The sequence below is a fragment of the Shewanella sp. GXUN23E genome, from assembly GCF_050865035.1.
In the GTDB taxonomy this organism is placed as follows: Bacteria; Pseudomonadota; Gammaproteobacteria; order Enterobacterales; family Shewanellaceae; genus Shewanella.
Window position 1 is genome coordinate 49,555 of sequence record NZ_JBOZWP010000010.1, and the last position, 23,129, is coordinate 72,683.

23 protein-coding genes are annotated in these 23,129 nt (G+C 52.0%); 10 read left to right on the top strand and 13 right to left on the bottom strand.

What is annotated here, in order from left to right; all coding sequences use genetic code 11:
• Nucleotide 1: 1 nt before the first annotated feature.
• Nucleotides 2-820, bottom strand: coding sequence for a pyrroline-5-carboxylate reductase (gene proC / locus ACRRUX_RS10710; protein ID WP_432530045.1), 819 nt, complete (start codon nucleotides 818-820; stop codon nucleotides 2-4).
• 79 nt (nucleotides 821-899) lie between these two features.
• On the bottom strand, nucleotides 900-1,598 hold the full coding sequence (locus tag ACRRUX_RS10715) for a YggS family pyridoxal phosphate-dependent enzyme (protein ID WP_432530047.1): 699 nt from the start codon (nucleotides 1,596-1,598) through the stop codon (nucleotides 900-902).
• Between the two features lie 35 nt (nucleotides 1,599-1,633).
• On the opposite strand from ACRRUX_RS10715, the gene ACRRUX_RS10720 reads away from it, so the two are divergent.
• The 4 genes from ACRRUX_RS10720 (at nucleotide 1,634) to hemH (ending at nucleotide 5,615) form a co-directional block, all read left to right on the top strand.
• Nucleotides 1,634-2,671, top strand: coding sequence for a type IV pilus twitching motility protein PilT (locus tag ACRRUX_RS10720; RefSeq protein ID WP_432530049.1), 1,038 nt, complete (start codon nucleotides 1,634-1,636; stop codon nucleotides 2,669-2,671).
• 9 nt (nucleotides 2,672-2,680) lie between these two features.
• Complete coding sequence (locus ACRRUX_RS10725; protein ID WP_432530051.1) at nucleotides 2,681-3,793, top strand: PilT/PilU family type 4a pilus ATPase; 1,113 nt, start codon at nucleotides 2,681-2,683, stop codon at nucleotides 3,791-3,793.
• Between the two features lie 113 nt (nucleotides 3,794-3,906).
• The gene (locus ACRRUX_RS10730) at nucleotides 3,907-4,437 is read left to right on the top strand and encodes a glutathione peroxidase (protein WP_432530053.1); all 531 of its coding nucleotides are present in this window, start codon (nucleotides 3,907-3,909) and stop codon (nucleotides 4,435-4,437) included.
• 158 nt (nucleotides 4,438-4,595) lie between these two features.
• The gene (gene hemH / locus ACRRUX_RS10735; protein ID WP_432530055.1) at nucleotides 4,596-5,615 is read left to right on the top strand and encodes a ferrochelatase; all 1,020 of its coding nucleotides are present in this window, start codon (nucleotides 4,596-4,598) and stop codon (nucleotides 5,613-5,615) included.
• 77 nt (nucleotides 5,616-5,692) lie between these two features.
• On the opposite strand, the gene ruvX is transcribed toward hemH, so the two are convergent.
• The 3 genes from ruvX to yciH are packed head-to-tail and all read right to left on the bottom strand — an operon-like array spanning nucleotide 5,693 to nucleotide 7,053.
• The gene (gene ruvX, locus ACRRUX_RS10740) at nucleotides 5,693-6,115 is read right to left on the bottom strand and encodes a Holliday junction resolvase RuvX (RefSeq protein WP_432530057.1); all 423 of its coding nucleotides are present in this window, start codon (nucleotides 6,113-6,115) and stop codon (nucleotides 5,693-5,695) included.
• 16 nt (nucleotides 6,116-6,131) lie between these two features.
• On the bottom strand, nucleotides 6,132-6,695 hold the full coding sequence (locus ACRRUX_RS10745) for a YqgE/AlgH family protein (RefSeq protein ID WP_432530219.1): 564 nt from the start codon (nucleotides 6,693-6,695) through the stop codon (nucleotides 6,132-6,134).
• 28 nt (nucleotides 6,696-6,723) lie between these two features.
• The gene (gene yciH / locus ACRRUX_RS10750) at nucleotides 6,724-7,053 is read right to left on the bottom strand and encodes a stress response translation initiation inhibitor YciH (RefSeq protein WP_432530059.1); all 330 of its coding nucleotides are present in this window, start codon (nucleotides 7,051-7,053) and stop codon (nucleotides 6,724-6,726) included.
• Between the two features lie 438 nt (nucleotides 7,054-7,491).
• Here yciH and ACRRUX_RS10755 point away from each other — a divergent pair, with 438 nt between their 5' ends.
• Nucleotides 7,492-8,061 carry a DUF4136 domain-containing protein gene (locus tag ACRRUX_RS10755; protein ID WP_432530061.1) on the top strand — a complete coding sequence of 190 codons (570 nt, stop codon included), beginning with the start codon at nucleotides 7,492-7,494 and terminating at the stop codon, nucleotides 8,059-8,061.
• A gap of 104 nt (nucleotides 8,062-8,165) precedes the next feature.
• Here the strand turns inward: ACRRUX_RS10755 and ACRRUX_RS10760 are convergent, their stop codons facing one another.
• Nucleotides 8,166-9,041 carry a LysR family transcriptional regulator gene (locus tag ACRRUX_RS10760; protein ID WP_432530063.1) on the bottom strand — a complete coding sequence of 292 codons (876 nt, stop codon included), beginning with the start codon at nucleotides 9,039-9,041 and terminating at the stop codon, nucleotides 8,166-8,168.
• Nucleotides 9,042-9,151: 110 nt separating this feature from the next.
• Between ACRRUX_RS10760 and ACRRUX_RS10765 the strand changes: the two genes are divergently transcribed.
• The 3 genes from ACRRUX_RS10765 to ACRRUX_RS10775 all read left to right on the top strand — a co-directional run bounded on the left by ACRRUX_RS10765 (nucleotide 9,152) and on the right by ACRRUX_RS10775 (nucleotide 11,112).
• Nucleotides 9,152-9,595, top strand: a complete 444-nt coding sequence (locus tag ACRRUX_RS10765) for a PACE efflux transporter (protein WP_432530221.1) — start codon at nucleotides 9,152-9,154, stop codon at nucleotides 9,593-9,595.
• Between the two features lie 90 nt (nucleotides 9,596-9,685).
• Nucleotides 9,686-10,243, top strand: a complete 558-nt coding sequence (locus ACRRUX_RS10770; protein ID WP_432530065.1) for an OmpA family protein — start codon at nucleotides 9,686-9,688, stop codon at nucleotides 10,241-10,243.
• Nucleotides 10,244-10,287: 44 nt separating this feature from the next.
• Nucleotides 10,288-11,112 (top strand): mechanosensitive ion channel family protein, encoded by an 825-nt coding sequence (locus ACRRUX_RS10775; RefSeq protein WP_432530067.1) that lies wholly within the window; start codon nucleotides 10,288-10,290, stop codon nucleotides 11,110-11,112.
• Between the two features lie 76 nt (nucleotides 11,113-11,188).
• Here the strand turns inward: ACRRUX_RS10775 and ACRRUX_RS10780 are convergent, their stop codons facing one another.
• The gene (locus tag ACRRUX_RS10780; protein ID WP_432530069.1) at nucleotides 11,189-11,830 is read right to left on the bottom strand and encodes a trimeric intracellular cation channel family protein; all 642 of its coding nucleotides are present in this window, start codon (nucleotides 11,828-11,830) and stop codon (nucleotides 11,189-11,191) included.
• A 280-nt stretch (nucleotides 11,831-12,110) separates the two neighbouring features.
• Between ACRRUX_RS10780 and ltaE the strand changes: the two genes are divergently transcribed.
• Entirely contained in the window at nucleotides 12,111-13,118 is a 1,008-nt protein-coding gene (gene ltaE, locus ACRRUX_RS10785) for a low-specificity L-threonine aldolase (protein WP_432530072.1), read from the top strand.
• Nucleotides 13,119-13,388: 270 nt separating this feature from the next.
• Nucleotides 13,389-13,757, top strand: a complete 369-nt coding sequence (locus ACRRUX_RS10790) for an acyl-CoA thioesterase (protein WP_432530074.1) — start codon at nucleotides 13,389-13,391, stop codon at nucleotides 13,755-13,757.
• A gap of 5 nt (nucleotides 13,758-13,762) precedes the next feature.
• Here ACRRUX_RS10790 and ACRRUX_RS10795 read toward each other — a convergent pair whose 3' ends face one another.
• The 6 genes from ACRRUX_RS10795 to ACRRUX_RS10820 all read right to left on the bottom strand — a co-directional run bounded on the left by ACRRUX_RS10795 (nucleotide 13,763) and on the right by ACRRUX_RS10820 (nucleotide 23,124).
• Nucleotides 13,763-13,966: a hypothetical protein gene (locus tag ACRRUX_RS10795; protein WP_432530076.1), complete on the bottom strand. Its 204-nt coding sequence runs from the start codon at nucleotides 13,964-13,966 to the stop codon at nucleotides 13,763-13,765.
• Between the two features lie 105 nt (nucleotides 13,967-14,071).
• Nucleotides 14,072-15,274, bottom strand: coding sequence for a phosphodiester glycosidase family protein (locus ACRRUX_RS10800; protein WP_432530078.1), 1,203 nt, complete (start codon nucleotides 15,272-15,274; stop codon nucleotides 14,072-14,074).
• Nucleotides 15,275-15,338: 64 nt separating this feature from the next.
• Complete coding sequence (locus ACRRUX_RS10805; RefSeq protein ID WP_432530080.1) at nucleotides 15,339-16,673, bottom strand: glycosyl hydrolase family 18 protein; 1,335 nt, start codon at nucleotides 16,671-16,673, stop codon at nucleotides 15,339-15,341.
• Nucleotides 16,674-17,067: 394 nt separating this feature from the next.
• Complete coding sequence (locus ACRRUX_RS10810; RefSeq protein ID WP_432530082.1) at nucleotides 17,068-18,459, bottom strand: glycosyl hydrolase family 18 protein; 1,392 nt, start codon at nucleotides 18,457-18,459, stop codon at nucleotides 17,068-17,070.
• 154 nt (nucleotides 18,460-18,613) lie between these two features.
• A complete protein-coding gene (locus tag ACRRUX_RS10815) occupies nucleotides 18,614-20,857 on the bottom strand; it encodes a GH92 family glycosyl hydrolase (RefSeq protein ID WP_432530084.1) in 2,244 nt (747 codons plus the stop codon).
• Nucleotides 20,854-23,124, bottom strand: coding sequence for a GH92 family glycosyl hydrolase (locus ACRRUX_RS10820; protein ID WP_432530086.1), 2,271 nt, complete (start codon nucleotides 23,122-23,124; stop codon nucleotides 20,854-20,856). Before ACRRUX_RS10820 ends, ACRRUX_RS10815 begins: the two co-directional genes overlap by 4 nt.
• Between the last annotated feature and the right edge of the window lie 5 nt (nucleotides 23,125-23,129).

Genomic DNA, 23,129 nt, shown 5'->3' on the forward strand with positions numbered 1-23,129 from the left:
ATTAAAAAGTGTTCGCCATTTCTTCGGCGCGCTTAATGCAGTTTACCATGGCCTGCTCGACCAGGTGGCGCAAATCGCCGGATTCAAAAGTGGCGATGGCCTGAGCCGTCGTCCCGCCTTTGGAGGTAACATTTTCTCTGAGGGTGCTGACAGCGGTATCGGGATTATGGATCACCATCTGGGCAGCGCCCAGCGCGGCCTGCTCGGCCAGTGCTCTAGCCTGCAGCGGATCCATGCCCAGATTTTGGGCTGCATTGATCATCGACTCGATAAACAGGAAAAAATAGGCCGGAGAGCTGCCCGCAAGCGCAATCACCAGATTGAGATCTGCCTCTTTATCAACCCACAGTACTTTGCCTCCGGCGCTCATCAGTTGCTCAACATACAGTGAATCCTCGGCTGAAAGTCCGGGGTTGCGCAATAGCCCTGTCATGCCAAAGCCAATCTGGGTCGGGGTATTTGGCATGGTACGCACCAGCTTGAGAGGCTGCTGCAGATAATCACTGTAACGGTCAGCGGGAATGCCAGCTGCAATGGAAATCACCAGCTTGCTGCTGAAGTCGATGTGTTTAAGCTCCGCCAGTACCGACTCCATCAGCTGGGGTTTGACTGCCAGCACCACCACATCACTGCTGCTGATAGCGGTTTGATTGTCCGTGGTAACGCCTATCCCAAAATCCCGCCTGAGCACATCAAGTTTGGGGGTTGAAGGATTGCTGGCGATGATGGCCTCAGCCGGGTAACCGCTGCCAACCAGACCACTGATGATGGCGCGGCTCATGTTACCTGCACCGATAAAACAAATTTTTCTGGATTCCATGTCGCTCTCTGTGAAGACGGCCTGCCCATGTTATGGGGTCAAACCTGACAAATACAAGGCTGAACCACCTGACCTGTGATCAGGCGGAATAATCACGGGCACCGAATATGGCGCTGCCGATACGGACCATGGTTGAGCCGTGGGCGATGGCCTGCTCAAGATCGCCGCTCATCCCCATCGACAAAGTATCCACCTCCGGGAAAGCTTGCCTGAGTTCATTAAAACAGTCCTTGAGCGCGGCAAACTCACGGTTTTGTTGCTCAACATCATCGGTATCAGTCGGAATTGCCATCAGCCCTCTCAGCGTCAGGCCGGGCAGGGCATCAATTTCTGCTGCCAGCGCCAGCATGTGCCTGGGATCCGTGCCGGATTTACTGTCTTCCTGACTGATATTGATTTGAATGCACACGTTCAGCGGCGGCAGTTGCGCCGGGCGCTGTTCACTCAGGCGTTTGGCGATTTTGTCGCGGCTGACGGTATGCATCCAATCGAAGTGCTCGGCCACAATGCGGCTCTTGTTGGATTGCAGTGGTCCGATAAAGTGCCATTCAATGTCGGGAAAATCCGGTTTCAGTTCAAGGATCTTCTGTTGTCCCTCCTGAACGTAATTTTCTCCGAAGGCACGTTGCCCCGCGTGGTAAGCTTCAATAATCTGACTGCTGGGTTTGGTCTTGCTGACCGCCAACAGTTGTATATCCTTGGTTTGACGGGCGCATTTTTGCGCAGCCAGCGCGATCCTGTGCTGGGCTGCCGCCAGTCTGTCTGCTATTGTTATCATGGTGTAATCAATTAGTCTAAGGGACGTCCAAAACGATGGAAATCACTGAGTTACTTGCCTTTAGTGTAAAGCATAATGCTTCGGATCTGCACTTGTCTTCCGGTGTTCCGCCCATGATCCGCGTCGATGGTGACGTGCGTAAGATCAACGTTCCGGCGCTTGATCATGAAGGGGTGCACCGTCTTGTCTATGACATTATGAATGACAAGCAGCGCAAAGACTACGAAGAGCATCTGGAAATCGACTTTTCCTTTGAGGTGCCCAATCTGGCACGCTTCCGTGTGAATGCCTTCAACCAGTCCCGTGGCGCGGCGGCGGTATTCCGTACCATTCCCAGTGAGGTCAAGTCGCTTGAAGAATTGGGGGCTCCGGAGATTTTCAAAAAAATCGCCAGTTTTCCCCGTGGTCTGGTATTGGTGACCGGACCAACCGGCTCAGGTAAAAGTACCACGCTGGCGGCGATGATTAACTATATCAACGAGAACCGCCACGACCATATTCTGACCATTGAAGACCCCATCGAATTTGTGCATGCGACCAAGAACTGTTTGATCAACCAGCGCGAGGTGCATCGTCATACCCACAGTTTTAATGCAGCGCTGCGCAGCGCACTGCGTGAAGACCCGGATGTGATCCTGGTGGGTGAAATGCGGGATCTGGAGACCATTCGTCTGGCGATGACGGCGGCAGAAACCGGTCATCTGGTGTTTGGTACGCTGCACACCACCTCGGCTGCAAAGACTATCGACCGTGTGGTGGATGTGTTCCCTGCCGGTGAAAAAGACATGGTACGTACTATGTTGTCGGAGTCGCTGCAGGCGGTTATTTCCCAGACGCTGATTAAGAAAGTGGGCGGCGGCCGGGTCGCGGCACACGAAATCATGATGGGAACTCCGGCAATCCGTAACCTTATTCGTGAAGATAAGGTCGCGCAGATGTATTCGGCGATCCAAACCGGTATGTCCCACGGTATGCAGACCCTGGAGCAATGCCTGCAGAATCTGGTCAACCGGGGACTGATTACCCGTGACGATGCCATGGCCAAGAGCTCCAACAAGCAAGCGTCTTTCTAAGGAATTCACATGGATGTTCGTCCGTTTTTGAAACTCATGGTGGAGCGCAAAGCCTCAGATATGTTTATTACCGCAGGCTTTCCCCCCAGCGCCAAAATTGATGGGGAACTGATCCCTATTGGTCAGGATCGGCTGACACCGGCGCAGTCGCTGGAGTTTGTCGAGTCCCTGATGACCGAGGCGCAGAAGCAGGAATTCCGTGATACCAAAGAGTGTAACTTCGCCTTTGCTGCCAAAGAGCTGGGCCGTTTCAGGGTTAGCGCCTTTTGGCAGCGTGAGTCCTGTGGCTGCGTGATGCGGCGTATTGAAACCAAAATTCCCGATGTTGATGAGCTGCATCTGCCGCCCATCCTCAAGGATTTGGTGATGAGTAAACGCGGACTGGTGATTATGGTGGGGGGAACCGGTACCGGTAAGTCCACCTCCCTTGCTGCGCTGGTCGGATATCGCAATGCCCACGCACGGGGGCATATCCTGACCATCGAAGATCCGGTGGAATTTGTGCACAACCACAACCAAAGTATCATCACTCAACGGGAAGTGGGGATCGATACCGAGAGTTTTGATGCGGCGCTGAAGAGCTCGCTGCGCCAGGCGCCGGATGTGATCCTTATCGGTGAGATCCGCAGTCAGGAAACCATGGAATTTGCGCTGTCTTTTGCGGAAACCGGTCACCTGTGTATGGCAACCCTGCACGCCAACAACGCCAACCAGGCGCTGGATCGGATTATGCACCTGGTGCCTGAGAGCAAGCACCATCAGTTGCTGTTTGATCTGTCGCTGAATCTGCGTGGCATTGTCGCCCAGCAACTGGTACCTCGCATTGACGGCAATGGTCGGCGTGCGGCGATTGAAGTGCTGATCAATACGCCCAGGGTGTCGAGCATCATTCAGAACAATGAACTGCATCTGCTGAAAGATACCATGGCAAAGTCCAACGAGCAGGGGATGCAGACCTTTGACCAGGCGCTGTTTCGTCTCTATAAGGAAGGCGAGATCAGTTACGCCGACGCCCTGCACTGTGCCGATTCGCCCAATGACCTGCGGCTGATGATCAAGCTCGACAGTAATGAACCAACCAGCTCAGGCCTGATGGATAACGTCACTATCGACATGGGATAAGCCAAAACGATTGAGACAATCTGTCTCTCAGGGCAAAAACGGAGATCATTATGATCTCCGTTTTGTTATATTGCGTAAATTCACCGGATGAATTGGATTTCAGGGAGACAGCAATGAAAACAATATTTTGGACAGCAGCACTGACATTGGTATCCGGCGGCGCGCTGGCGCAGTGTCCCGATTATCTGAACTATGATGCCAAACGGCTGCATTCCAGCGAAAAGGTCAATCTGTGCGAGTTAACCCAGGGCAAACCTGTGCTTATCGTCAATACCGCCAGTAATTGCGGGTTTACGCCGCAATTCAAACAACTGGAGGCGATTAACCGTCTGTACGCCGATAAAGGACTGGTGGTTATTGGCTTTCCTTCCGATGATTTCTTTCAGGAAGAAGATGACGAGAAGGATACCGCCAAAGTTTGTTATTTGAATTACGGCGTCAGTTTTACCATGTTATCGCCGTCGGCGGTGCGTGGCAGCGATGCCAATCCGGTCTTCAGGTATCTGGCGGAAAAGTCAGCGTCGCCGAAATGGAATTTTTATAAATACGTGGTCAGCGGCGATGGTGAGCAGGTGATGCAGTTTAATTCCAGAGTAACACCTGACAGCGAGGAACTGACCAAGGCCATTGAATCTGTTCTGTAAATTGTCGCAGATGCCGTCACCTTGGTCACAATTCTGACCCGGATCAAGTTTCAAGTCCTGCCGATTATGTTACATCATCAGGCCTGAGTGCAGGGAGACCCATTGGCTTGAGCAAGCCAATGGGATGTACAGCAAACCCAAAAAGACAAGAGGCTGTTTTGGCAAAATATATTGGACTAACCAAGGCGCAGGGACACAGTCAGCGGGGCAAAACCGGCGTATTGCTGGTTAATCTCGGTACACCCGATGAACCTACTACACCTGCGCTGCGGCGTTATCTGGCGGAGTTTTTGTCGGATCCCCGGGTGATTGAGATGCCCAGACTGCTGTGGAAGGCGATTCTCCATGGCATCATCTTGCGGACCCGGCCTGCCAAATCTGCCGCCGCCTACCGTGAAGTCTGGACGGATGCCGGCTCTCCATTGATGGAGATCAGCCTCAAACAGACATCCGGGCTGCAGGCGTTGCTGGATGAGCAGCAGGCGGGCGTCAGCGTGCATCTGGCCATGCGCTATGGCAATCCATCAATTGCCAGTGTCATGCAGGATATGCAGCGTCAGGGCATTGACAGAATTGTGGTGCTGCCTTTGTATCCCCAGTATGCGGCACCGACTTCCGGAACGGTATTTGATGCAGTTGCCACTGAGTTGATGCGCTGGCGTTATGTGCCGTCACTGCATTTTATCCATACCTACCATGACAGTGCTGAATATATTGATGCGCTGGCGGCATCCATCCAGCGGGATTTTGATGTTCATGGTAAACCGCAGAAGCTGGTGTTGTCTTATCACGGCATGCCAGAGGAATATCTGCAAAAAGGCGATCCTTACTATTGCTTCTGTCTCAAGACCAGCAGACTGGTGGCCGCAAAGTTGGGGCTGACAGAAGATGATTGTATGACCACTTTCCAATCGCGTTTTGGTAAAGCGCAGTGGTTGCAGCCCTACACGGATGAGACCATGAAGTCATTGCCCGCAAAAGGGGTGAAAGATGTGGCAGTTGTCTGTCCGGCATTCAGTGCTGACTGTCTGGAAACCCTTGAGGAAATTGCCGGTGAAAATCGTGAATACTTTGAGCATGCCGGCGGTGAGTCATTCCGTTATATTCCCTGTCTGAATGACGACGACGCACACATTGCCATGATGGCAGCGTTGGTGAAGCCGTATATTCAGGGCTGAGCACGGTTGTCTTGCGTGACAGGCAGCAACAAAAAACCGGCGTAAATCGCCGGTTTTTTTAACGTTGTCGACAGATATCAGCGGTACTGATTTTCGAAATAGCTTTCGATAATCAGCACAGCCGATACTGCATCGACCTGGTCTTTGGTCAGCGCTTTAAAGCCACCTAACTCAAATAACCTGGCTTTGGCATCGGCGGTGGTCAGGCGCTCATCCTGAGTTGCGACTTTCACGCCAAAGCGACCGTTGATGCGATTGGCAAATTTACGGGCTCGTTGAGTCATCTCCTGCTCTGTGCCATCCATATTCAACGGCAGTCCGACAACTACCAGATCCGGTTGCCATTCTTTCAGCAGCGCCTCGATTTGCTCCCACTTGGGAATACCATCGACCGCTTTGAGGGAGGTCAAAGGAGATGCGCTGCCGGTAAGCTGCTGGCCGATGGCAACCCCAATGCTCTTGGTGCCATAGTCAAAACCCAAAACTGTTTGTGTACTCATTGAACTCTCTTGCTGCTTACGCGTGTCCGGTCTGATGTGACATCTGCCAGACATCAAAGCCCAGGGCGCGGGTCGCCTGTTGCCATCTGTCCTCAAAAGGAACATGGAAAATGATTTCATTGCTGGCGGGAATGGTCAGCCAACTGTTCTCTGCCAGCTCCTGCTCCAGCTGATCTTTACTCCAGCCGGCATAGCCCAGCATGACCATGGCATGCCGTGGTGCTTTATCTGTGCCGATCGATGTCAGAATATCTCTGGAGGTTGTGAGCATCAGGTCATCACTGAGTCTGAGGCTGTTGCTCCAATTGGCCTGGGGCGTGTGCAGCACAAAGCCGCGTTCGGGTGTCACCGGACCGCCGACCATCACTGCCTGTTCGAGCATTTCCGGCCTGCTGATAGTCCCTGATTGGAGTTCCATTTGCTCCAGCAGATCGGTCACCGGGATATCATAGGGCCGATTGATGATAAGCCCCATGGCTCCCTTGTTATCGTGCTCACACATGTAGATAACGGTGCGCTCGAAAAAAGTGTCCTGCAAAGAGGGCATGGCAACCAGAAAATGATTAGTCAGACTTTGCATCATCATAAAACCCCCTCGACCTTTGATATCAACTGCCGGCCAGCTTGACCTGATATCCCATTTTTTCCAGCAGGGATTTAAGCTGCTCCCGATTGTCGGTTTGTACTTCGATCTCAAAGTCTTTGACTGTGCCACCACAGCCGCATTGTTTCTTGAGCTTCTGCGCCAGTGCTTTGAGGTCATCCCCATCCAGTCCCAGACCTTTGATGACGCTGACTCCTTTGCCTTTGCGGCCTTTGCTGTCACGGTGAATACGGACAATGCCATCGCCTTTGGGGACTTCCCTGACTTCCGGCTCCGGGGAAATGCGGCCTTTATCGGTGCTGAACACCAAAGCAATATTGGGATCGATTCTCATAATGCTGGTTTGAGTGAGTAAAGTTGACCTGTGAGTGTACCAAATTTACTGCGTGCGAGGGAGTATTCCGAGATTGTGGTGATGGGAGAACACGGGGCCAGATTCTCTGACCATACTTGTAGTTAATGTCGTAAAGTTCTATTGTGAAAAGCGTTTTGCGATGAGTGAAACGCGTTTACCGAGGCGATATCGGACGTGCGGTTATCGTTTGCTGACAAGCACTGTCACTCGAGGTGATGAGTGACAAGCCGGGTTTAGGGTGGCCGGCGCAGAGTCGACGGCCGCTGTGTAAATTCGGGTAAAAATCTTTCTTTACATTGCACTTTTTTAGCTGTTACTGGTCGAATTGGGCATTGGTTGTGGTGTCGTGCTCCGGGGCTTTCAAATCCTGAGGGATGGGAAAGCCAGCCACATTGTTATTCTTTACGTGGGGTGGTTATGAAAAATCTTATGCTTTTGGCTGTGGCGTTGATGCTGGGCGCCTGCAGTTCGGTGAACACCAACTGGGACTATAATCCGGCGGTGGATTTCGCCCAGTTTAAAACATTTGCCTGGGCGACATCAGTCAATGATGAGTCCGAATATCATCTGGATGGCCTGATGGATGCCCGCGTCCGCAAGGCGATTGATGATCAGCTGGTACTGAAGGGGCTAACTGAAGCGCCGCAGGATAAAGCACAACTGCTGGTGAACTATCTGACCAAAGTAGATACCAAGGTCGATGTGGATACCTTTACCAATTATTACGGCTACAACCCTTACTACCCATACTACGGCCCAGGTTGGGGCTGGGGTGGTCAATGGGGACAGACGCAAACTCAGGTACGTGAATATAACGTTGGTACCTTGATTGTGGATCTGGTCGATGCCAAAACCAAAGCGCTGGTATGGCGTGGCAGTATTGCCGACATCATCAGAGACAAGAAAACGCCTCAGGAACGAACTGAGTTTATCAATAAGGCCGTGGCGGACATTATGGCCAATTATCCTCCCAAGCCACAGCAGTAATATTTACAGCTGTGTTGATGAAAAAGCGGCATTTGCCGCTTTTTCGTTATCATCCCCAAATGCAGGCATTGGCTGTGATTATGTCCTGTGATGGGGCGAATGTGTCACAGCAGCCCCTGCATCAACTGTCGCAGGCGTCTGCCCGCCCGGGTCGCCGCATCACCCGGATGCTGAATCAAATCGACATTGGCATGCCAGCTGAGATTTTCTGCATCGACCGGCAATTTTATCAAAGTGCCTTCTGCAAGCGCTTGGTCTGCAATATGTTGAGGCAGCATTGCCCAGCCCAACCCTGCTTTGGTCAGTTCATTGAGCATGTAATAGTTGTCGGCCTGCCACACATCCGGAGACAGCGGGTAATTGAATGCACTGCCTACCTGATTGCGGGAGCCTATGACCAGCTGCCTGTGTAATTTGAGCTGATCTGTGTGCGTGGGCCGATGCTGCGCCAACGGATGCAACGGACTGACCAGAATATCAAAAGTCACCGTACCGACGCTGTCAAAATGCAGCAGGCTTGGGTATTCGAGCGATGAAAACACCAGCCCGGTTCCCGCCCGTCCCTGCTGCACCAACTCGATGATGTCGGCGCTGGATGCAGACAGGGTTTCAAATGCCAGTCCGGGAAATTCTGCCGCCATGGTGATCAGCACATCCTTCAGGCCCGTAGCCGGGATCCCCTCATCCAATGCCAGGGTTAGTCTGGCCGGTTGTTGGCTGTCCAGTAAGCACAGCTGTTGCTCAAACAACGTCTGTTGAGCCAGCACCGCCTGCGCATAAGGCAGCAGTTGTTTACCGGCTTCCGTCAGTTCCGGATAACGGCCTGTGCGGGTGAAAAGCCGCTGGTTGCTGTCAATCTCCAGATTGATGATCTGCTGGCTCACTGCCGATTGCGCTTTCCCCAGAGCCCGGGCAGCCGCAGAAAATGAGCCATGCTCAACGGTGGTGACAAAACAGGCCAGTTGCTCCAATGTATACATATCTAATAATCAGATGGTATCTAACTTTTAAGTATCATTATGCATGATGATAATGCTCAGGTCTTTCGATTTTGTATTCAGGAGTATTGGTGATGCAAGTAGCCCAAATAATGGGGACCAAAGAGCGGATATTTCATGCGGTACTGTTTGAAGCCCTGGCGTTGCTGTTGATTCTGCCGCTGACCGCGCTTATTACCGGCCAAGGTGCTGGCACGCTGGCATTGGTGGGTGTGGCGCTCAGCCTGTATACCGTTGCCTGGAACTATGGCTACAACCTCTGGTTTGACAGGATCTGTCTGCAGCCCAGAGCAAGTCGCAGTTTGAAGCTCCGCATGCTGCATACCCTGGGGTTTGAAGGTGGGCTGATATTTGTCACTGTCCCGGCAGTGGCCTGGTTTCTGGGCATTTCAATTTGGGCGGCGCTGGCGCTGGAGGCCGGTTTTCTGGTGTTCTTTTTTGTCTATGCCACTTTATTCAACTGGGCTTATGACCTGCTGCGGCACCGATATCGGTTGTCGATTGGTGCCAGGTCTGAAACCGACATGGCGGGATAACTCGTTAATTTTCCGGTTTATTGAATGTTCGTCCTGATCCGGGGCCGATGGTATAAGCTATAGCCAGACAGAGGTAAAAGGAGCGGAGTGATGAAAATTTGGTTCACAGGGATTCTATGGCTGTTATGGGCACCATTGGCGCTGGCCTGGGGAGATATGGATGAGGACGGTGTACCGGATCTGAAAGACGCCTGCGGCGACACTCCTTTGGGGCTCGCCGTCTATGCCAACGGTTGCTCCAAAATGCCCCTGAGTCAATTATGTTTACCTGCGTCCGGGGGCGGAGTTTTTCCTGATAACTGTGCGGCTCCAACCTCGGTTGTTGTTCACTTTCCAACCGGCAGCGCTGCCTTACCTCAATCTCAATGGTCGGTGCTTGCCGACATTGCCCGTTTTTTGAAAACCTATCCTTCTGCCCGGATGGCGTTGGCCGGTCATGCTGATGATCGGGGTTCCGATGCGATAAACGTTCCTCTGTCGCTGGCACGGGCAGACGCGGTAAAACGAGTGCTTGTTGATGACTATGGTATTGCCGCAGAACGATTAATGGTTTCAGGGGAGGGCAGCAGTATGCCTGTCTCCAGTGAGCAGGGAGAAAAAGGGAAATATCTCAACCGTCGGGTTGAGTTTGTTATAAAAAACGAATAGTTTTGTATCGTTTGTAATTTTGGAGCTTACCCAGGAGTAAATTGATGAACGATTTGAATGGATTGATGGAGCAGGCACCGGATTTAATCGTGACCTACGGTCTGAAGTTGATCTTTGCCATCGTCATTTTTATCGTCGGTCGATACTTGTCCAATGTGGCCAAGAAGCTGACGGTAAAACTGCTTGAGAAACGCAAGATTGATAAGACAGTGGTCAGCTTCGTGGGCAATATTGCCTGGGCGGTCATCTTTACCCTGACCATTATTGCCACCCTCGGACAAATTGGTGTGCAGACGGCCTCGCTGGTGGCTGTAGTCGGTGCCGCCGGCCTGGCGGTTGGATTGGCGCTGCAGGGCTCTTTATCGAACTTTGCCGCCGGTGTGCTGATGGTGCTGTTCAAGCCATGTCGAGTTGGGGACTATGTCGAGGCTGGTGGTGTGGCTGGAACAGTTGATGAAATCACTATCTTCTCCACCAAGATGCTGACACCGGATAACAAGGTGATCATCGTTCCCAATGCGTCCATCATGAATGGCAGTATCACCAACTATTCCGCCATGGAAAAACGCCGTGTGGATATGGTGATAGGTGTATCCTATGATGCCGATATTCGCCAGGCTAAACAGCTGCTTTGCAGTATTCTTGAGAATAATCAGTATGTACTGAAGGAACCCGGGTATACGGTGGCGGTATCTTCCCTTGGGGATTCATCGGTCAATTTTGTGGTGCGTCCGTGGGTGAAAACCTCAGATTACTGGGCGGCCCATTTTGAGCTGACTGAAACCATCAAGCTGTCGCTGGATGAAGCCGGTATCGGTATTCCCTATCCACAGATGGATGTGTATATCAAGGAAACACCAGCAGCCTGAGGTTGCTGTTAATAACAGAAAGCCGGCTAAACGCCGGCTTTTTTGTCTTGTCACAACCCGTTGATGAAAAAGCTGTTCAGTGGCCGTGAGGATCCGCTTCAGCCTGATAATCGAAGGTTGGAATGGACCAACGATACTTAAGTGCCAGCATACGGAAGCTGAAACCGAAACTCAGACACACCAGCAGGTTAATCCATTCAGTGACCTGCAGCGCGCTCAGACCGATATACAGAGCAGCGGTGGCCAGTGAGATGACCGCGTACAGCTCTTTGCGGAAGATAAGCGGTACCTGGTTACACAGAATATCGCGGATGACACCACCAAACACCCCGGTGATCACACCCATCACTACCGCCACCACAGGGCTGAATCCCAGCGCCAGGGTTTTTTGTGCGCCTATGATGGAAAATACCGCCAATCCCAGCGCATCGATAGCCAGGAATAATTTGGACAAATAGCGCATCAGTGGCGCGATGATGACTGTCAGCAATGAAGCAAAGGCAATGGCCATCAGATAATGCACATTATCAATCCAGACAATGGGATAGTTGCCGAGCAGAATATCTCTGAGGGTGCCGCCACCAATCGCCGTGGCACAACCGATAATCACAACGCCAAACAAATCCATCTGCTTACGGCCTGCAGCCAACGCGCCAGTCATGGCTTCGGCGATGATCCCGATGAACCAGAGTAGACTGATAAACTGCGCTTCTTGCATGATGAATATACCTGTAGCCAAAATGGAGCTGAATTTTGCCTGAAATCCGGCGCCTCTCCAATAGACAATTTATAAAAATGAGCATTAGATTAACTAATGTTTTTAAAGTCACGGCTAAGGATTCGCTCCAGCTACAGAAAGATTTTTACGCGAGTGTTACAGTAGTTTCAATTTAACTATGGCTAATGGATTCCTGATTTTTGTTTGCATTTTCTGTTGTTGGGCGTCAAATTCGAGTTCTGAACGATATTTTTACAATAACACTGAGTAGACCCGAACCATGATAGATTTCCGCAGTGATACCGTAACCCAGCCCACTGAGGCGATGCGCAAGGCAATGTACCACGCTGAAGTGGGGGATGATGTTTATGGCGATGATCCCAGCGTCAATGAATTGCAGGCGATGGCCGCGGATATGCTGGGATTTGATGATGCCCTGTTTGTGGCATCCGGCACCCAGGCCAATCTGCTGGCCTTGATGGCCCATTGTGAGCGGGGCGATGAGTATATCTGTGGTCAGCAGGCGCACAATTATAAATTTGAGGGCGGTGGTGCTGCGGTACTTGGAAGTATTCAACCGCAGCCGCTGACCAATCAGGCGGATGGTACTCTGTCGCTTGACGATATTCGTCAGGCGATAAAACCTGATGATGTGCATTTTGCCAACACAAAACTCATTAGTCTGGAGAATACGATTGGCGGTTTGGTGTTACCTGAGTCTTTTCTGGCGGACGCTCAGGCGCTGGCTTTTGAGCACAGGCTGAAAACTCATCTGGATGGTGCCCGTCTGGCCAACGCTGCTGTGGCCAGTGGCCGCAGCATGGCACAGTTATCCCAGTACTTTGATTCAGTGTCGTTATGCCTGTCCAAGGGGCTGGCTGCCCCCGTCGGCTCGCTGCTGCTTGGCGATAGCAGATTAATTCACAATGCCCGGCGCTGGCGTAAAATGCTCGGTGGCGGAATGCGACAGGCCGGTGTGTTGGCTGCCGCCGGTAAGCTGGCATTGACCCAGCAGATCGAGCGCCTGGCTGAAGATCATGATAACGCCAGACTGCTGGCTGAAGGATTGATGCAACTGGATGAGTTTCGGGTGGATCTGACCCGGGTTCACACCAATATGGTCTTTGCCGGGTTGGCGCCGGAATTGGATCCCGAGATGCTGGCCCGCGCTCTGCGTGAGCAGGGGATTGTTATTACACCGGGACGGACTGTCAGATGGGTCACTCACAAAGACATCAGCCGTGCCGATGTGTTGCACACCCTCGAGAGTATCAAACGCGCGCTCTGAGTTGGTTGATGCCATTTTATCGGTTCAAGCCGGTACCATGTTGCAAAACGCCTGCATTATCCCGACTAGGGTCACAGGCTCAAACTGGCTGATGGCAGGATGATGCGACGACCGCTCGGTGATGAAACAAGATGGTGCAGTCGTCACCCAAAATGTGCATAAACGCCTGTGGCTAGTCGCCGCTTGATTTTTATTTTATTGATATTTAAAGGATATTTAAGTTGGCATTCAAACTGCTTTGGGTCTTTTGGACAAGCAAAGGAGGTCAACATGAAATTCTACAGTCGACATTGGGTCAAACCAGAACACCTTAATCCGGCCAATACCCTGTTTGGTGGTCAGCTACTTGCCTGGATCGATGAGGAAGCCGCCATCTTTGCCGCATGCCAGATGAAGAGTCAGCGTCACGTGACCAAGTTGATTTCTGAAATCAACTTCCTGACACCGGCTCGTCAGGGGGATGTGCTTGAGTTTGGGTTTGAATTGATCAGTCTGGGAGCCAGCAGTATTACGCTGGCCTGTCTGGTGCGTAATAAAGTGACCGGTATTCCTGTGGTGGCCATAGACAAGTTGGTGTTTGTTCACGTGGATGGACAGGGCAAACCTGTCCCCCACGGGATGAAAGCCAATGCGGCCTGAGCCGCTTACTGGCTCTTTACCTCTTCTTTAACCGATTTGACGGCGTCGCGGGAGGCATGACCTATCGCCCGGGTAGCATCCCGGGTGGCATGGCCAATTTCAGTGGTCGCTTCCTTGGTGGCATGACCTATATCCCGGCCGGTTTCCTTGAGTTGAGCACAGCCAGACAAGCCCGCAATCAACAACACAGAAACAAAGATTTTCTTCATTCGTTCTCAACTCCTTCGAAGGTGACGTGGCCGGAATATAGCACTTTTTGTGCTGTCATAAGGAACCTGGCAGCACAAAAAAACTCATCCTGAAAGCTGGCAGTGTCAGTAAGGCAACATCAGAATGGCGTTGGCGATTGCCCTGGGGGCGCCGGAGGAGGGACTGTTTATCACTTTATCTTCAAGCCAGAGCGTTGATGAACCGCCACCATCCAGATTGAGCGCGTTTTGTACCTTAAGTTTCAGCAACAGCTCTTTCAGTGCCGGGATACTTATTCCGGTACTGAATCCGGGTTGCCTGCCATCAATGGTCATCAGCAGAATCATCCCTGTATTGGTCTGGGCGATGATACTGCGCGGGTGTTGGCCTTCAATCCAGTCTGGCAGATGACCTTGTGGCCAACCCTGTTGGGTTTCGAAGTCGGCGCTTTGTCCCTGCTTAATTAAAGAAGGGCCACTACTTAACAGATTTTGGGGGAGGTTTGGGGCCTGGTGGATGCTGACGTTCCTGCCGATATGGGTCTTTAACGCCTCAATGTAACTTCCTGTCGCCAAAATCATGGGTCCTGGCAACTCCTTCGGCAGATTGGCAGGATCGAGCCGAGTCAGCCGGTCGTTTAGGATGACATAACAGAGCATTCTTTTGGGTCCCCCTTCTGCTGATATGATTTCTGCAGCAAAATTATCCGGAGGGTGCTGCCAAAGAATGAGTTCATCGTTTTGTTGGCAGGTCACATCATGGCGAACCGTTGAAGACGTCGGGCCACAGTTTCTGACAAGACCAGCTGCCCGATTGATGCCGGTAAATTCGAGCCAGAATTGGTGATCCAGTTGCAGGTCGGCGCTTATGGCTGGTTCATTGATGAAATCGACAGCATCGTCCGGGCCGATAATGACGGAAGCCAGCGCGCCATTGGCTTCACTCAGAAGCATGCCATCCACTATCACTGCACCCACTGGATCACCGGGTATTCCATCCTGACGTTGCATGACAAAGAAGCCGCCATTGATGCCCGCCAGCGCCTGATGACGTTTGGCGATATCTGGCAGTGGCGTCAATGCCGGATATAACCCGGTTGCCGTTGCCAGTTTAAGTTGCCCATCAAATTGCCCGGGTTCCAGCGCAATCAGCTGCAGTTTTAAGGGGTCTTCACCCCTTTTGCTGGCGGCAATATGGGTCAGGCCAGGTCTTATCTGAGTAAACTTATCCAGTTGCCAACCCGCTTGTGATAAATGATCTGTCAGGGTTGCAGGTGCAGCCTGCAGCTCAATAACAGCAGACAGTAAGAGTAGAAACGTGGCTTGCAAGAAAAAGAGGGCGCGGAGCCTGCCCCCAAAAAAGCACGAGATGTGCATCGGATAGCAATTCATATTATTTCAGGCAATTGGGTTTTGCGCTGACACCTTTCCAGATGGATTGCAGATAGCCGGTGGAATCCTTGGTGACATTAAAGATCATCATGCCGCCGGTAAACCCATTGTCCATGGCGCACTTCGCCAGATTTTTAGCGGTTGCTGATGGGGTACTGCCGGTACTTGCCCCAACACCCAGTTTGCTTTTACTGACACCGGCACTGACATAGGGATTGAGTCTTGACGTACAGGTGTCTGCCCAGTAACTCATTTCCCAGCCGTAATCCAGGTTATCCCCCAATTTATGACCCTGCCATTGGCTGCTGAAGTCCTGAATATCGCGAAACAGGGCTTTGGTAACCAGTTTATCCGGCATTTTGTCTTTCAATAGCTTGGATATCATGGGTAAGGAGTCTGCATAGGTGCTGTTACACTTTGAGTACTCATCATCAATATCTATGCCATCCAGCCCATACTGATCTACGGCATCCTTCAGCACCTGAGCAAAATCATTGGCATCCTGCTCGTTGGCGAAACAACTCCAGCCGGCATTTTGATGGTTGCCCAGGATATCAAGCACGACCTTGGTGCCCTGAGCCTGTACCGCTCGTACTTTATCCAAATTATTGTTCAGCAGATCTGACACCTGGGCATTAAGGTGCAGTGAAGCCTTGCCTGAATTGCTGTCAAAATTGATGTTGGCAGCAAATATGACCGCCACGTCAAACAGCGGCTGGCTGTTCTCCTGATAGCAGCCTACATTGGCAAAATCGTTACTGTTTACCTCTACATAAGCGACTTTCTTCTGGTTGCGTCCATCCAATCCATCACCACCGCCATCTGAGTCAAGTTTGTTTTTACAAAGAGATGAACCCAGAGTTCGCAAATCATAACCGCTGCTGCCACAGCCATATCCTGAACCATCCATGGATGCCTGGGCCGACAGCCGGGTAATTTCCCAGCGGCCCAACATATTGCAAAGGTTTGCTTTATCACCGTGACTGGCATCGTTGGCTTCTTCATAGGTGACGTGCTCAGTACCTGAAGGGCAGTCGCTGTTGCTCACCTTTTGCACTGTTTTACAGATGGATTCACCCATACCCTGGGTTTGATTGGTTTTTATCAGGCAGCCATAGCCTTTACCAAAGATACCTGCCTGATTTCCCAGTCTGGAGATATACCAGTCGCCCAGTTCATTACAGATAGCCTCTTTATTGGCTTGGGCTTCACTCACATTCACGTGAATAGAGCCAGCAGGGCAAGTTTCCCCCTGAGCGACGAAGAAGTTGGCGGCAGAACTTGATGCCGTGAAACAACAGAGTAACAGGGAAGTGGTTGATATTATTGATTTCATTATTTTGTCTCCGGAATAGTCGGATACGTTAATCTTACACCACAGGTCCAACCAAAAATGTAAACGATTACATTTTTGGTTGGAACAACGCCTTAATGGCAAGGTCTTTTACATACTGCAGATAATTTATTCATCGCACAATGGGTTTATGACGGAAAATATATACATTTTTATAACATTTGTTTATATGGTCGGTTGGTTTGACTTATATAAGTCGAATCAGACAGGTATACCTTTACCGGCGAACTCAGGCTTAAGGTCCGGTTTATGCGTGTGGCCTGGAGCCGGATAGACACAATCCGACAAGTGCTTATTAACGAAACTTAGGGTAGCCTCACAGGAAAGGGGGAGAGGTGTCAAACTCCCACCAGTCCTGTGAGACCGCCGGTTAACGCTACTTCAGGCAGTTTGGAACCTGCTCGACGCCCTGCCAAACTGACTGTATATAGCCATAGGAGTCTTTGGTCAGGTTGAAGATCATCATGCCGCCTTCAAGATTATTGTCTTCCAGGCACTGGGCCAGGTTTTTGGCTTGGGAGGATGAGGTGATGATGGTGCTGGCGCCCACCCCCAGCTTGGTATCAGACATGCCAAGAGTGCGGTAGGCGCTGAGTCTTGCTTCGCAGTTGCCGCTCCAATAGCGCATGTCCCAGCCGAAATCCAACAGGTCCTGGAGTTTGTGACCATTCCAATCCGCCTGGAAGTCGTTAAAGTCAGCAAACAGGGCTTTGGTGATCAGTTTATCCGGCATGGCATCACGAATGGCTTTGACCACCATAGGTACAGATTCTTCATAAGTGCTGTCGCACTTGGAATATTCATCGTCAATATCAACGCCATCCAGCCCGTACTTGTCGACAGCATTTTTCAACTGACTGGCGAAATCTTTGGCGGAGTCCTCATCGGCAAAACAGGACCAGCCGGCGTTCTGGTGATTCCCCAAAATGTCCAGCACGACTTTGGTGCCTTTCGCCTGTACAGTCCGTACCTTATCGATATTGTTTTCAAGCAGATCCGTCACCTGATCATTCAGGTGCAACACCGCCTTTTGTTCAGTGCTGTCATAGTTGATGTTGGCGGCAAAAATCACTGCAATATCAAACAGGGCTTCACCATTCTGTTCAAAACAGCTGACATTACCAAAGTCATTGTTATTGACCTCAACGTAAGCCACTTTGCGTTGGGAAGTGTCGATCCCCGAGCTGGCATCGACTGAGTCCAGTTTGTTTTTGCACAGGGAAGCGTTCAGCTCCCCGCTGCTTTGCCCTGCAGTTTGACAAAACCCGGTTGGTCGGCTCATCGAAGCATTGGCTGAAAGCAGCACTTCATCATCACGGCTGAGCATATTACAGAGGTTGTCAGCATCGCCTTTGCTCTTGTCATTGGCTTCTGCCAGGGTGACGTGTTCCGTATAAAAAGGACATGCCTGACTTTCCACCCGGTAGACGGTTTTACAGGCTGAGTTCGCCAGCTGCTGTGGTTGATTCTGTTCTACTTTACAGCCGTAGCCGTTACCAAAGATAGCGGCGTTTTCGCCAATACGGGTGATGTCCCATTCGCCCATCTCATCACAAATATCAGTGCGATTGGCAATGGCTTCACTCATGTTCACGTGGATGGCGCTCTCAGGGCAGCTTTCTCCCTGATTCAAAAAAAAGCCGGCTTCAGCCTGAGGGAAAGACTGAGGCTGGGGAGCGGTTGTTGGTGCCTGACCTTCGTCATTGTCAGAGCCGCAACCCATCAGGCTAAGGGCCAGCAGTAATGGTGGCAGAGTACTGAGTTTCATATTGTGGTTCTCCATTGGTGTCTCTTATTATCAGTCTCAATTACGCGTTGTAATCGATTACATTTCCTCTGGTACTGCTGCGAGGCTGGTTTTTTCAGCGGCTCTGTAGCAGGTCGATTTACTACAGAGCCGGAATTTCACTCTCCAATTTGATTCAGGGAAGGATATTGGGCGCTAGTAATTCTCCCCCCTCCACCAACTGACTGTGGGGAATAAAAGGAGAGGGCAATGGTTGGCCGTTAAACAGGAATTGTCTGGCAGGCGTTGATGCGCTTTTGATCTTGAGGGTAGCGCCAGCTGGTACGCCGTTAAGTTGCAGCTCTACCTCATCGAAAGTTGGTTGAAACAGTGTATATTCCGGGATGCCCGGAGTGACCGGATAAAGCCCCATCATGGCAAACACCAACCAGGCTGACAGGGTGCCGGCATCGTCATTGCCGGGCAGTCCTCCCGGAGTATTACTGTAGTACTGAGCTATCAGCGAGCGCACTTTGGCAGAGGTTTGCAGCTCCTGGCCTGGCAGATAGTTGTATAAAAAGGGATAGCCGATATCCGGCTCATTGGCCATGTCGAAGTTATTGGTGGAAAATGTGGCGTTGAGCCTTTTTTGAAACTCAGCGTCACCGCCACCAAGCGCAATCAATCCGGGAATGTCATGGGGAACGTAGAACCGGTAGTTCCAGGCGTTGCCCTCAATATAGCCGGGCGCGGGCTCAAAATTGCGACCCAGTTCAGTGTCATAGGGTGACAGCCATTTACCGTCTTTGTGTTTGGGCCTGAGCATGCCGGTTGCTGGGTCATACAGCTTGCGATAGTTCAATGATTTTTGCTGAAACTCGCTGGCAACGTCATCATTGCCGAGGGCTTTTGCCAGCTGAGCAATATTAAAGTCCGCCAGATAATACTCCAGGCTGGTGGACACACTGCCATCCCAGGGGCCTTCATCATCGACCGGCACATACCCCAGCTCAAGGTAGTCAGCGTTATCGGGACGCAGTGGGCTGTTTCTGCTGTTGGCCGATTTCAGTATAAGCTCGAATGCGGCTTCTGCATCGAAGTCAGTCAGCCCTCTGAGGTAGGTGTCGGCCAGCATGATGGTGCCGGGATCGCCCACCATCACGCCGGTTTCCATCGCCGCCAGTTCCCACTTGGGCAGCCAGCCACTCTGCTTGCCCATATTGACGGCGCTGCGGGCCATTTGCAGCTGCAGTTCCGGATACACCAGACTGAGCAGGGGGTGCAGGTTTCTGTGGGTGTCCCACAAAGAAAACACGCTGTATACCGGCTCATCACTTCTGCCTTTACCGGCTTGCCCCATCAGCGGATATTCACCATTGACATCAGAAATAACACTGGGATGAATAAGGCTGTGATACAGGGCGGTGTAGAACAGGGTTTTGTCCTCCTCTTTGCCCTTGACTTTGATTCTGGTCAGCAGGTTTTGCCAGGCTTCCCTCGCCTGTTTGCGGGTGTGTTCAAACTCAAAGCCCGGCTGCTCAGCTTCAAGGTTTTCTCGGGCGTTTTCAATGGAGACAAACGAGAGACCGATTTTAACCTCCAGCGTTTGATTTGGCAGCTGCTCAAAGCTGAAATAGGCGCCGGGATTGTCGCCCGCCATAGGGTAGAGGTAGCCGGGGTAGGGCTTAAACTTGTCATTGAACTTTACCCAGTCAGCTTCCACATTTTTGTAGGCTGGCATCTTCTTAAAAGTGCCGAAGTCACTGGCGGGCTGACTGAAGCGGGCGACAAAATACACAGGGCGCACATCCTGTGCGTTATAACAGAAGGTGCCAACCGTGCGAATGCCCTCCACCTCAGTGGCGGAGTTGATTTTCACCATGGCGCCGGTTTCGTTGGTCAGACCCACTCCAAGATTGAGCAGCACATTGGCACGCCCTGTTGGAAAGGTAAATCGGCTCAACCCGGTTCTTCGGGTGCTGGTGACCTCGGCCCGAATATCATATTTATCCAGCATGACGCTGTAATAGCCGGGAGACGCCTGCTCGTTGGACATGGGGCTGCCGTAAATCTTACTGTCGAGTTCAAGCTCGCCGCGGGTAGGCATTAGCTGAACCACGCCAAACTCAGGGCAGCCCACACCGCTGAGGTTCAGGTGGCTGAAACCGGTCAGAAAACGGTTTTCGTGGATATAGCCTCTGGAGTTCCAGGCGTCATCCTGCTCTGTAGGATTGAGGCCATCACCGGTGCCCGAAACATTGTAGGGCGACACTGACACCAGTGAATGCGGATATTGGGCGCCGGGGTGAGTCGCGCCAAAGTTGGAGGTGCCGATAAAAGGATTCACATAATCCACCTCTGGTTTACTTTCGGCGGCCATTCCCCATTGAGACACCAGCAGGCAGGATGCAACCAGAAACGGCCGGGTAAGTATTTTCATTTTGGTTCTCCGGTCATGACAAACAGCAGCTCACCACCCCGCATAATCTGATCGTGGCGAAGAATAAAGCCCTCAAGTGGCTCGCCATTCAACAGTACATATTCAACGTAAACATTGTCCTGGCTTTGGTTTTGGGTGCGGATATGAAAGTATCGGCCACTTCCCAGATCTATGCTGGCGGCATCCACTTCGGGGCTGCCCAGCACATACTCGCCGCCAACCGGATTCACCGGGTAAAAACCCAGCGCGCTGAACAGGTACCAGGCCGACATCTGGCCGGCATCTTCATTGCCTGACAAGCCATCGGGCGTTGGTCGGTACAGCTCCTGCATTATCTGCCTGACCAGCTTCTGAGTTTTATGGGGCTTGCCCAGGTATTGGTACAGGTAGGGCACATGATGACTGGGTTCATTACCATGGACATATTGGCCGATATAACCGGAGATCCACTCCGGCATCTCGCCTTGTTGCCCGGCGCTGAACATGGCATCCAGCTTGGCGTCGACGTTATCTGCTCCTCCCATCAGGGCAATCATGCCGGCAATATCCTGAGGCACGAAAAAGCTGTACTGCCAGGCGTTGGCTTCGCAGTAATCTTCCGGGTGATAGGCATTGGCATCGAATGGCAGTTTAAATGTGCCATCTTTCCCTTTTGCCCGCATAAAGCCGGAATGAGGGTCGAAGTGGTGGCGGTAGTTGGTGGCCCGAAGAGCAAATTCCCGGCTGACATCGGCTTTGCCAAGTTGTTCTGCCAACTTCGCTATTGCCCAATCGTCAAAAGCGTACTCCAGCGTCAACGAGACATTCCAGCTGCGCTCTTCATGGGGAACATAGCCCCGCTCCCGATAGCTTTTTATGCCAAAGTCATCCTGCATGGCGCTTTGCAGTGCGGCGGTGAGGATAGCTTCCCCCGGCTCGTCGGTCAGTCCTTTCATCCAGGCATCCACCAACACAGGGACCGAGTGATACCCCATCATCATGTCGGTTTCCTGCCCCTGAAAGTTCCAGACAGGTAAGCGCCCGGCAACCTGGTAGTGACTCATGAGAGAGGTCATCATTTCCCGGGTAGTGTCGGGGGCCGTGATGGTTTTCCAGGGATGAAGCGCTCTGAAGGTGTCCCACAGGGAAAACAGCTCATATCTCGGATAGGCAGAGGATTGGTGGATACCGCCATCCGGCCCACGGTAGCGGCCGTCAACATCGGAATAGATACGGGGAGCCAGGGCCGCATGGTAGGCGGCGGTGTAAAACTGGGTCAGGTTATCCGGGCTGGCTTTAATGGTGACTCTGGAGAGTTCTTTGTGCCATGCCCGTTGAGCAGCACTCTTGACCTCATCAAACCGGGGAAACTCCCGGCCTTCGGCCAACAGATTGTGCATGGCCCCATCGATACTGACTGAGCTGAGGGCTGTTTGTACCAGCACATCCTGTTGCTTTCGGGTATCGAACTCAAACCAGGCATTCAGCTCTTTGGCTGAATAGCCTGGCTTGTGAGGCAGGGCCTGGTCACCATCAAATACAGCCACTTTGGTGAACGGCCTTGAGAACCGGCTGACAAAGAAGACTTTCTGGTCTTTGGCCCAGCCGGTAGAGAAGCGATAGCCGGCGATGGTTCTGTCATCCAGCACCTGCAGTTCGGTGGCTGTGGTGTCATCCCAGTTGCGACTGTAACCCAGATCCAGCCTGACGATGGCTTCGTCTGCTGACTTTGGGAAGGTGTATCGCTGCAGTCCGGTTCTTGCTCCGGCGGTCAGCTCGACATTGATGTCATAGCTGTCCAGATGGACCTGATAATACCCCGGGCTTGCTGACTCTCTGTCGTGACTGAATCTGGAGACCAGAGTGCCTGATTCAGGCCCTTGTTCAGTGACCTCCCGGTAGAGTGGTTTGGTCAGTGGCATGTAGGAGATATCGTAGAGATCGCCTGCGCCGGTGCCGGACAGGTGGGTGTGGCTGAATCCGGCAATGATATTGTCCGGATAGTAGTACCCGGCAATCCAGTCCCAGCCTCCCCGGCCATTATCCGGACTCAGCTGCACCATGCCGTGGGGCACAGTGGCTCCGGGGAAGGTGTTGGCTTTGCCGCCGGTGCCGATAAAAGGGTTGACCCATTGCAACAGCGACGGCTCGACTTCAGGTTTGGCCTGCGACGTGACGTCCGGCTCCTTGGCTGAAGAGGGTGAGCGATTGACCTTGGTGTGTGTCACCTGAGCAATACCGCTTTGAGCCATGCAGCCGCCCAGCAGTATCAGAGACGTCGCGGTCATTATCG

Coding starts and splice junctions, on each gene's coding strand:
- ACRRUX_RS10810 (WP_432530082.1), bottom strand. CDS start 18,459: ATGAAACTCAGTACTCTGCCACCATTACTGCTGGCCCTTAGCCTGATG.
- ACRRUX_RS10715 (WP_432530047.1), bottom strand. CDS start 1,598: ATGATAACAATAGCAGACAGACTGGCGGCAGCCCAGCACAGGATCGCG.
- ACRRUX_RS10720 (WP_432530049.1), top strand. CDS start 1,634: ATGGAAATCACTGAGTTACTTGCCTTTAGTGTAAAGCATAATGCTTCG.
- ACRRUX_RS10820 (WP_432530086.1), bottom strand. CDS start 23,124: ATGACCGCGACGTCTCTGATACTGCTGGGCGGCTGCATGGCTCAAAGC.
- yciH (WP_432530059.1), bottom strand. CDS start 7,053: ATGAGAATCGATCCCAATATTGCTTTGGTGTTCAGCACCGATAAAGGC.
- ACRRUX_RS10725 (WP_432530051.1), top strand. CDS start 2,681: ATGGATGTTCGTCCGTTTTTGAAACTCATGGTGGAGCGCAAAGCCTCA.
- ltaE (WP_432530072.1), top strand. CDS start 12,111: ATGATAGATTTCCGCAGTGATACCGTAACCCAGCCCACTGAGGCGATG.
- ACRRUX_RS10770 (WP_432530065.1), top strand. CDS start 9,686: ATGAAAATTTGGTTCACAGGGATTCTATGGCTGTTATGGGCACCATTG.
- ACRRUX_RS10755 (WP_432530061.1), top strand. CDS start 7,492: ATGAAAAATCTTATGCTTTTGGCTGTGGCGTTGATGCTGGGCGCCTGC.
- ACRRUX_RS10805 (WP_432530080.1), bottom strand. CDS start 16,673: ATGAAATCAATAATATCAACCACTTCCCTGTTACTCTGTTGTTTCACG.
- ACRRUX_RS10765 (WP_432530221.1), top strand. CDS start 9,152: ATGGGGACCAAAGAGCGGATATTTCATGCGGTACTGTTTGAAGCCCTG.
- ACRRUX_RS10760 (WP_432530063.1), bottom strand. CDS start 9,041: ATGTATACATTGGAGCAACTGGCCTGTTTTGTCACCACCGTTGAGCAT.
- ACRRUX_RS10775 (WP_432530067.1), top strand. CDS start 10,288: ATGAACGATTTGAATGGATTGATGGAGCAGGCACCGGATTTAATCGTG.
- ACRRUX_RS10795 (WP_432530076.1), bottom strand. CDS start 13,966: ATGAAGAAAATCTTTGTTTCTGTGTTGTTGATTGCGGGCTTGTCTGGC.
- proC (WP_432530045.1), bottom strand. CDS start 820: ATGGAATCCAGAAAAATTTGTTTTATCGGTGCAGGTAACATGAGCCGC.
- ruvX (WP_432530057.1), bottom strand. CDS start 6,115: ATGAGTACACAAACAGTTTTGGGTTTTGACTATGGCACCAAGAGCATT.
- ACRRUX_RS10730 (WP_432530053.1), top strand. CDS start 3,907: ATGAAAACAATATTTTGGACAGCAGCACTGACATTGGTATCCGGCGGC.
- ACRRUX_RS10745 (WP_432530219.1), bottom strand. CDS start 6,695: ATGCAAAGTCTGACTAATCATTTTCTGGTTGCCATGCCCTCTTTGCAG.
- ACRRUX_RS10790 (WP_432530074.1), top strand. CDS start 13,389: ATGAAATTCTACAGTCGACATTGGGTCAAACCAGAACACCTTAATCCG.
- ACRRUX_RS10780 (WP_432530069.1), bottom strand. CDS start 11,830: ATGCAAGAAGCGCAGTTTATCAGTCTACTCTGGTTCATCGGGATCATC.
- ACRRUX_RS10815 (WP_432530084.1), bottom strand. CDS start 20,857: ATGAAAATACTTACCCGGCCGTTTCTGGTTGCATCCTGCCTGCTGGTG.